Raw genomic sequence first — 8,103 nt, 5'->3', positions numbered from 1 at the left:
CAGCACGCGGGCCCCCCCCGACACCACGGCCGCGCCGCCGGCCCCGCGCTCGATCTCGGCGGCCGGGCGGGGGATCGGCAGCCCGCCCTCCACCTCGGGACAGAACGGCACCAGCCGCCCCTCCGCCCGCCAGGCTGCCAGCTGCGCGTCCGCGCTGGCCTTGGCCCCGCCGTCATAACGCACCCGGCGGCCCATCAGGCACGCGCTGACGAGGATTCTCTCCATGCCGCCGATCCTATGAGCGCGATCGGGACCAGGGAGAGCGCCGTCAGCGCGATCGCGCAGCCGAACGCGTACGTGAACGGCCGGCCGACGTCCGCCCTGGTGAACACCTGCAGCAGCACGGCCAGCAGCGCCACGCCGAACGACGACGCCACCCGGATCGAGATGTTGCTCAGCGTCGAGGCGGCCGGGATGGCGGCGCGGCCGAGCGTCCTGAACGCGGCGGCCATCACCGACGGCGCGACCAGCCCGTGCCCGAGCCCCACCACGAACATCGGCGCCGGCCCCCCGAACAGCGCGAATCCCAGCATGCCCAGCGTCGCCAGCGCCACGCCCGCCATCGCCACGCCGCGCGGCCCGCCCTTGTCGGTGAGCCTGCCCGCGACGGGCATGGTCAGCGCCGCGCCGAGGCCCATCGGCGCCAGCAGCAGCCCCGCGTCGAGCGCGTCCCCGCCCTGGGCGAGCTGGCTGTAGAGGGGGACGAGCACGGTCACGCCGAACAGCGCGGCCGAGTAGCAGACCAGCGCGACCACCGCGGAGGAGAACGTCCGGTCGCGGAACAGCCGCAGGTCCAGCAGCCCGTCCGGCTTCCTGACCGCGCGCACGGCGAACGCCGCCACCAGCGCCAGCCCGATCCACGGCGCGGGGTGGGCGAGCGAGGCGCCGTTGCCGACCTCCGACAGGCCGAAGACCAGCGCGGCCAGGCCGGGCGAGAGCAGGGCCAGGCCGAGCACGTCGAGACGGCCCGCCTTGCGGGGCTCGCCGCCGGGCAGCAGCAGGACGGCGGCGACGAGGGCGACGACGCAGACGGGCAGGTTCACCAGGAACAGCCAGTGCCAGTCGAGCTGACGGATGATCAGGCCGCCGAGCACGGGCCCGAGCACCGGGCCGAGCATCGCGGGCACCGAGATCGCCGCCATGGCCCGGCCCATCCGCTCCTGCCCCGCCGCCTGGGCGATCATCGCCTGGCCCACCGGCATGAGCAGGCCGCCGCCCAGCCCCTGGACCGCCCGGAAGGCGATCAGCGAGCCCACCGACCAGGAGACGGCGCACAGCGCGGAACCGGCGCCGAACAGCAGCAGCGACGCCACCCACACCGGCTTCGCGCCGAACCTGCCGACGGCCCAGCCGGTCATCGGGATCGACACCGACAGGGCCAGCAGGTAACCGGTGATCACCCACTGCATGGTGGCGACGGTGGTGCCGAACTCGCGGGCCAGCGGGCCGACCGCCACGTTCATGATCGTCGAGTCGAGGATGGTCATGATCACGCCGAGCAGGACGACCGTGCCGGTGACCAGGAGGGGATGGCGTACGCCGTATCGCATGCCGTACAGCGTAACACTCTTCGTACACTGTAGCGGTTGGCTTAGACTGAGGCCCGTGAGCTCCGTCTGGTCGCGGCCCGCGCCGCAGCGACGTCCCGCGCTGACCCGGGAGGCGATCGTCGCCGCCGCCATCGCGATCGCCGACGCCGAAGGGCTGGGCGCGGTCTCCATCCGGCGCGTGGCCACCGAGCTGGGCGCCCGCGCGATGACCCTGTACTCCTACATCGACCGCAAGGAGGATCTGCTCGACCTGATGGCCGACGAGATCGCCGCCGAGGTGCTGGTCGAGGAGCCGCTGCCGGACGACTGGCGCGAGGCGCTCCTCACCATCGCCAGGCGCGAGCGCGAGACGGTGCGACGGCACCCATGGCGCGTCGACCTGGTCTCCCAGCGCGTCTCCGTCGGGCCCAACGGGCTGCGCCACGTCGAGCAGTCGCTGGCCGCGCTCGACGGGCTCGACGTGGAGCCGCTGGTCAAGTGGCGGATCCTGGCGGCGCTCGACGACTACTCGCTGGGGTTCATCATCCGCGAGAGCTTCGAGCGGGACGCGCCCCGCCGGGAGGGCGTCAGCGACGCCGAGCGCTCGGCCATGGCGGAGCCGTACATGCGGGAGCTGGTCGCGAACGGCGAGTTCCCGCGGATCGGGCCGTGGATCGAGCGCGGGGTCCAGGGCGCCGGCGACACCTACGAGCGAGGGCTCAACTGGCTGCTGGACGGGATCGAGGCCGACCTGCGGTCGGGTCACGAGGGCGACGTCCCCGGGCGATAGCCTTTTCCTCGATGAACACCACCGTCTCCACGATCGTGATCGTCTGGTCGCTGGTGCTCGCCGCGGCGAGCCTGGTCACCGCGATCCGTAACCGGTCCATGGGCATGGTCCTGCTGATCGGGTTCGCCGCGCTGGAGGTGGCCGTGCTGGTCCAGGCGGGCATCGTGATCGCGGCGGTCGCGGGCGGCGAGGGGCCGCACTCACCGGCCGTGCTGTACGGCTACCTGGGCGGCGAGGCGCTCATCCCGCCCGCCGGGGTCTTCCTCGGGCTGGCCGAGCGGAGCAGGTGGGGGCCGGCGATCCTGGTCGTGGCCGGGTTCGCGATCGCCGTGATGAACGCCAGGCTGCTGCAGATCTGGCAGGGCGTGGCATGAGCGCGGGACAGCCCCTGTGAGCGCCGTCAACGAAGGGCCCGGCCGGGTGCTCGTCGCCGTCTACGGCCTGTTCGCGCTGGCCGCGGGCGCGCGGGCCGGCGTGCAGATCGCCACCCGCTTCGGTGAGGCGCCGCTGGCGTACGGGCTGTCGGCGTTCGCGGCGGTGGTCTACATCCTGCTCACCGTCGCGCTGGCGCGCAACGCCCGCACGCTCGCCCTGGTCTCGCTGGGCATCGAGTTGGCCGGGGTGCTGATCATCGGCACGCTGAGCGTCCTGGACCCGGCGGCGTTTCCCGAGGCCACGGTGTGGTCGGTGTACGGGAGGGGATACCTGTTCATCCCGTTGGTGCTCCCGTTCGTGGGCCTCTATTGGCTGCTGCGAAGACGTTAGCCCTTTTCGGGCTCGGGCAGGGGCCCAGCCATGAGCACGATCGAGCACTCTGTAGATGTCCGAGTCCCCGTCAGGGTGGCATACAACCAGTGGACGCAGTTCGAGAGCTTCCCTGAGTTCATGGAAGGCGTCGAGAGCGTCAAGCAGATCGGCGACACGCGTACGGCGTGGGTGGCCGAGATCGCGGGAGTGAAGCGCGAGTTCGAGGCCGAGATCACCGAGCAGCACCCCGACGAGCGCGTCGCCTGGCGCTCGCTGGAGAAGCCGCACCACGCGGGCGTGGTGACGTTCCACCACATCGACGGTGAAACCACCCGCGTCACGCTGCAGATGGACTACGACCCCGAGGGGTTCATCGAGACGGCCGGCGACTGGCTGCAGCTCGTCCGCCTGCGCGTCAGGAACGACCTGGAGCGCTTCAAGACGTTCATCGAGTCGCGCGGCGGCGAGACCGGCGCGTGGCGCGGGGACGTGCCGGGACCGCACCAGCGCGGGTCCGGCTACTCCGGCGACCCGGCCGGCGACCCCGGCACCGGCACCGTGCCGCCGGGGACCATCGGCGGGACGGGCGAATTCCCCGGCGAGGGGACGCTGCCGCCTCCCGGGCCGGCTCCGACCAGGCCGTCCGACGCGCCGGGATACCCGCAGACGCCGGGCAGCGGTGAGCCGCCGCGCCCTGTGCTCTGACGTACGCGCGAACGTTTCACCATCGTGTCGCCGACGTGAAGCCCCCGAGAACCTCGGGGGCTTTGTCGTGCCCAGGAATAAATGTCCGTTTCGGGCCTGTTAGGGTGGTGATTCATCCCATGACTTGATGAGTGGAGGAACTGACCCCGCATGAGCGTGCTCGCTTCTGAGTCCCGTACCAGAACCGGATCACTCGCCTGGCTCCTCGTGCTGGGGATCGTGCTCGCGGCCATCAACCTGCGCACCGCCGTCACCAGCGTCGGCCCGCTGCTCGACCAGCTCGCCGCCGCGCTCGGCATGTCGAGCGTGGGCACGGGGCTGCTCACCACGCTGCCGGTGCTGGCCTTCGCCACCGTCGGCGCGGTGACGCCCACGCTGGCCAGACGGGTCGGCGAGCACCGCCTGCTGCTGCTGGCGCTCATCGCGCTCGGAGCGGGCCTGCTGGTCAGGTCGCTGGTGGAGTCGGCGCCGGTGTTCCTGCTGAGCAGCGCGGTGGCGCTGTCCGGCGGCGCCGTCGGCAACGTGCTCATCCCGACGCTGATCAAGCGCCACTTCCCGGCCAGGACCGGGACCATGACCACCGTCTACACCGTCGCGCTGGCCGTCGGCACCATGCTCGCCGCCTCGGCCACCGTGCCGATCGAGCGCGCGTCAGGCGACTGGCACATCGCGCTCGGGGTGTGGGCGGCGCTGGCCGCCGTCGCCGCCCTTCCGTGGCTCGCGCTCCTGCGCACCGAGCCGGAGCGGGACACCGGCCGGCGGGACGCGGGCCTGCGCCGCCTGGCCAGGAGCAAGCTGGCCTGGATGGTCGCGATCTACTTCGGCACCCAGTCCATGATCGCGTACATCATGTTCGGCTGGCTGGCCACCATCCTCACCGACAGCGGCTACACGACCGGGCAGGCGGGGCTCGTGCTGGGCGTCTTCACCGCCCTGAACATCCCGGTCTCCATCCTGGTGCCGGTCGTCGCCTCGCGCTTCCGCGACCAGCGGCCCGTCGTGGTGGCGCTGGTGGTGTTCTACGCCGTGGGATTCCTCGGGCTGTGGCTGGCGCCCGCCTCGACGGCCATGGTGTGGGTGACGCTGGTGGCCGTGGGCATGGGGTCGTTCCCGCTGGCGCTGATGATGCTGGCGCTGCGCACGCGTACGCCGGAGACGACCGCCGCGCTGTCCGCCTTCGGGCAGAGCGCCGGGTACCTCATCGCCGGGGCCGGGCCGCTGCTGGTGGGAGTGCTGCACCAGATGACCGGCGGGTGGGCGCTGCCGTACGCGCTGATCTTCGCGGTGCTGGTCGCCCAGCTGCTGACCGGCCTGTACGCCGGGCGGGAACGGTACCTGGAGGACGAGGCCGGACTGCCAGAATGTACGGATGAAGTCGACAGTCGTCACCTTTCCCGACGGTAGTGTCAGCGGGCGTTCGGAGATCGTCGGGGTCGTCCCGGTAGGGGATCTGCACGGACTTGTCGTCGCCGGGACGCCGTTCCATCCGCTCGACCACACCTGGCCGGACCAGCCCGCCGACCGCGGCACGATCGGCGGGCACACGGTGACCGACTGCGTCACGGGGGCCTGGTCGGAGGCCGGTGAGATCCTCCTCGGGGCCGACATCCCGGCGCGGCGCGGCGCCGACGGATGGTCCTGGCTGGTCGTGCACGTGACCGGCGCCGTGCTTGACGGCACGGTCGAGCTGCAGGTGGACCCCGTCCACCGGGCCGCCCTGTCGGCCGGGCACACCGCCTGCCACCTGGCCGCCCTCGCGCTGAACGCCGCCCTGGCCGGGCACTGGCGCAAGGCCGCTACCCCGGACGGGCTCGGCAACCCCGACTTCGACCAGAGCGCGATCACCTCGTCGCGGATCTCCCCCTTCGGCAGCGTCGACGTCTACCGGCTGGGCAAGTCGCTGCGGAAGAAGGGCTTCTCCGCCGACGGGCTGGACCCGGCCACGATTGCCGCCGAGGTCAACGACCGGCTCAAGGTGTGGGTGGCGGCCGACGCGCCGGTCCGGCTCGACGTGCCGGGGCCCGGCTTGACGGCTCGCCGTACGTGGCACTGCTCGTTGCCCGACGGGGAGCCGTCGATCCCGTGCGGGGGGACGCACGTGACGCGTACGGGGGAGCTGGGGGGTGTGACGGTCGCGCTTGAGCTGGAGGAGGCCGGGCTGACCATGCGGACGACGGTGCGTCCGTAGCGTCGGCCGGTGCTTGTCAGGGCTCGGGCGGCGTTGTGGGGGCTCGATGGGTTCTGCGGGGGGCGACCGGTGTTTGTCGGGGCTCGACCGGCCTCGCGCTGTTTTGGCGGCGAGGCCGGTACGCGCCGGTCGGCCAGGCGTCACGCCGACTGCGGCGCCAGCACCTGTCCCGGGATGTCGGCGGAGGCGTTGACGTAGTAGTCCCTGATCGCCGTCTCCCAGACGGCCGTGGCGACACGGTCGTCACGGGACAGCGCGGCGAACAGCTCCACGGCCCGCGAGCGGGAGAACCCGATCGCCGTCATGGTGGCCAGGAAGTCGCCCTGCTCGATGTAGCCGTCGTCGTCGCGGTCGGCCAGCGCGGCCAGGGCGCGGGCGTAGGGGCGGCCGTAGGAGTCGAAGTGGTCGGCGTCGGGGAGGGCCGCCACGTACTCGTCGAAGGTGACCGTGTTGTCGCGGTCACTGTCGGCGGTGCCGGCCAGCCCGTCCCAGTAGACGCGGCAGCCGTGGGCGAGGGCGCGGACCTTGGCGCTTTCGCCGTCCACCGTCAGGGCGTCGGCCACCCGGTCGACCAGCAGGCGGAAGTCGTCGGCCTGCAGGCGGCCGTCGCCGTTGGCGTCCAGGAGCTCGAAACGGGCGCGCAGGCGGGCCAGCCGCGGCGTGGTGTCCTCAGACATGTGATGCCTCCTCATGCTCATGCTCATGACACAGGTGCCCGGAGGGCGGCCTGTTCACCTTGAGTGAGGACCACATTACTTCAGGTGACCAAGAGTGTCGCGGAACCGCCACGGTGACGTCCCTGGCTGTGGCGTTCTTGGCTGTGACGTCGCGGCTCTGCTCGCCGCCACTCAGGTTGAGGTGGCTGGGCCGTCCGGGAGGAATGCCAGGACGCGCTTCCACGCGTCCGCGCAGGCTTCGGCGTGCTCCTCGTACGCGGCGTCGAAGAAGCCGTGCGGCGCGCCCGGGTAGGTGACCAGCTCGTGCGCCACCCCCGCCCGCGTCAGCGCGTCGCCGAACTCGCCCACCATCTCGCCCGTGATGCCGTGGTCGGCGCCCCCGAACAGGCCCAGGATGGGCGCGCTCAGCTCGTTCGCGTGCTGCGTCGGCCCCGGGCCGTACGGGCCGGCGATCCCCGGCGCGCCGTAGAAGCCGATCACGCCCGCGAACCCGAACCGCGGCGCCGACAGGAAGAACGCGTTGCGCCCGCCCATGCAGAACCCGAGCGCCACCACCGGCCCGTCCAGCCGTCGCGCCGCGGCCATGACGTCGCCCTGGATCTGGTCCCTGGTGAGCCGCGGGACGTGCTCCATGATCGGGAAGTCCGCGCCCCTGCGGTCGTCCTCGGCGGTCCTGCCGTAGTAGTCGATCGCGATGGCCGGGTGGCCCTGCTCCGCCAGCCGTACGGCCAGCCGCTTGTAGAAGTCGTGCAGCCCGCGGACATCGGGCAGGATCACCACCCCCGCGCCACTGGCGACGTCGGGGCGGGCCTCGTAGGCGGCGAACGGGGCGCCGTCGGCGGTGCTGTCGAGCCTGAGATCGGCGGAGGTCGTGCCGGTGACGGGGGCGGTGTGAACGGGCGGTCTCGCGGTGTCGTCGTAGCACATAGTGGGGCGAAATTACCAAAGCCAGATTGATAAAGCTAGACTTGCTTTTGTGCTCGCGAAAGATCTGCGGCTCGCGGTCGGGCGGCTGGCCCGGCGAATCCGCCAGCTGTACACCAACGCCTCCGACGACGACATCTCCTTCACCGAGCTCGCGGTGCTGTCGCGGCTGGACCGCGAAGGGCCGCATACCTCGGCGCAACTGGCGAACCTGGAGAAGGTGACCGCCCAGGCCATCGGAACCGTCCTGGGCGGGCTGCACCGGCGCGAGCTGGTGTCGCGCGACCCCGACCTGCTGGACGGGCGGCGGGTCATCACCGCCATCACCGACGCGGGGAGGGCGGCGCTGGTGGGCCGGGAGCAGGTGATCACCGAACGGCTGGCGGCGGCCGTGGAGTCGCTGACGCGGGAGGAACAGGAGCGGCTGGCGGCCGCGCTGCCGATCCTGGTCCGGCTGGCCGAGCGGCTGTAGCCGCCATTTCCGTCAGCATATGCTGACAAATGAGTGCTTGTCAGCATATGCTGACGCCTATGAAGGTCAAC

11 protein-coding genes are annotated in these 8,103 nt (G+C 71.9%); 7 read left to right on the top strand and 4 right to left on the bottom strand.

The annotated features are described in order from the left end of the window. Together KME77_RS21920 and KME77_RS21915 are read right to left on the bottom strand one after the other, a co-directional pair. Positions 1-225, bottom strand: a 225-nt coding sequence (locus KME77_RS21920; protein ID WP_219470704.1) for a 2-thiouracil desulfurase family protein, incomplete at its 3' end; no start/stop codon positions are given. Continuing rightward, positions 195-1,550, bottom strand: coding sequence for an MDR family MFS transporter (locus tag KME77_RS21915; RefSeq protein ID WP_219470702.1), 1,356 nt, complete (start codon positions 1,548-1,550; stop codon positions 195-197). The genes KME77_RS21915 and KME77_RS21920, both read right to left, overlap by 31 nt. Before the next feature lie 55 nt (positions 1,551-1,605). Between KME77_RS21915 and KME77_RS21910 the strand changes: the two genes are divergently transcribed. The 6 genes from KME77_RS21910 to KME77_RS21885 all read left to right on the top strand — a co-directional run bounded on the left by KME77_RS21910 (position 1,606) and on the right by KME77_RS21885 (position 5,959). Beyond that, entirely contained in the window at positions 1,606-2,319 is a 714-nt protein-coding gene (locus KME77_RS21910) for a TetR/AcrR family transcriptional regulator (RefSeq protein ID WP_219470700.1), read from the top strand. An 11-nt stretch (positions 2,320-2,330) separates the two neighbouring features. Further along, a complete protein-coding gene (locus KME77_RS21905) occupies positions 2,331-2,693 on the top strand; it encodes a hypothetical protein (RefSeq protein WP_219470698.1) in 363 nt (120 codons plus the stop codon). A 16-nt stretch (positions 2,694-2,709) separates the two neighbouring features. Next, complete coding sequence (locus tag KME77_RS21900; protein ID WP_219470696.1) at positions 2,710-3,084, top strand: hypothetical protein; 375 nt, start codon at positions 2,710-2,712, stop codon at positions 3,082-3,084. Between the two features lie 30 nt (positions 3,085-3,114). Further along, the gene (locus KME77_RS21895; RefSeq protein ID WP_219470695.1) at positions 3,115-3,771 is read left to right on the top strand and encodes an SRPBCC family protein; all 657 of its coding nucleotides are present in this window, start codon (positions 3,115-3,117) and stop codon (positions 3,769-3,771) included. Between the two features lie 150 nt (positions 3,772-3,921). Then, a complete protein-coding gene (locus KME77_RS21890; RefSeq protein WP_219470693.1) occupies positions 3,922-5,175 on the top strand; it encodes a CynX/NimT family MFS transporter in 1,254 nt (417 codons plus the stop codon). Next, a complete protein-coding gene (locus KME77_RS21885; RefSeq protein ID WP_219470691.1) occupies positions 5,141-5,959 on the top strand; it encodes an alanyl-tRNA editing protein in 819 nt (272 codons plus the stop codon). The genes KME77_RS21890 and KME77_RS21885 overlap by 35 nt, the downstream gene beginning before the upstream one ends. Positions 5,960-6,099: 140 nt before the next feature. On the opposite strand, the gene KME77_RS21880 is transcribed toward KME77_RS21885, so the two are convergent. Both KME77_RS21880 and KME77_RS21875 read right to left on the bottom strand, forming a co-directional pair. Then, entirely contained in the window at positions 6,100-6,636 is a 537-nt protein-coding gene (locus KME77_RS21880) for an EF-hand domain-containing protein (RefSeq protein WP_219470689.1), read from the bottom strand. 171 nt (positions 6,637-6,807) lie between these two features. Beyond that, positions 6,808-7,563, bottom strand: coding sequence for a dienelactone hydrolase family protein (locus tag KME77_RS21875; RefSeq protein WP_219470687.1), 756 nt, complete (start codon positions 7,561-7,563; stop codon positions 6,808-6,810). 49 nt (positions 7,564-7,612) lie between these two features. On the opposite strand from KME77_RS21875, the gene KME77_RS29995 reads away from it, so the two are divergent. Beyond that, the gene (locus KME77_RS29995) at positions 7,613-8,032 is read left to right on the top strand and encodes a MarR family winged helix-turn-helix transcriptional regulator (protein WP_219470685.1); all 420 of its coding nucleotides are present in this window, start codon (positions 7,613-7,615) and stop codon (positions 8,030-8,032) included. The last annotated feature ends 71 nt before the right edge of the window (positions 8,033-8,103 follow it).

The organism is Nonomuraea rhizosphaerae (genome assembly GCF_019396405.1).
In the GTDB taxonomy this organism is placed as follows: domain Bacteria; phylum Actinomycetota; class Actinomycetes; order Streptosporangiales; family Streptosporangiaceae; genus Nonomuraea; species Nonomuraea rhizosphaerae.
Note: the sequence above shows the minus strand (reverse complement) of the source record. Positions and strands in the feature narration are given on the sequence as shown.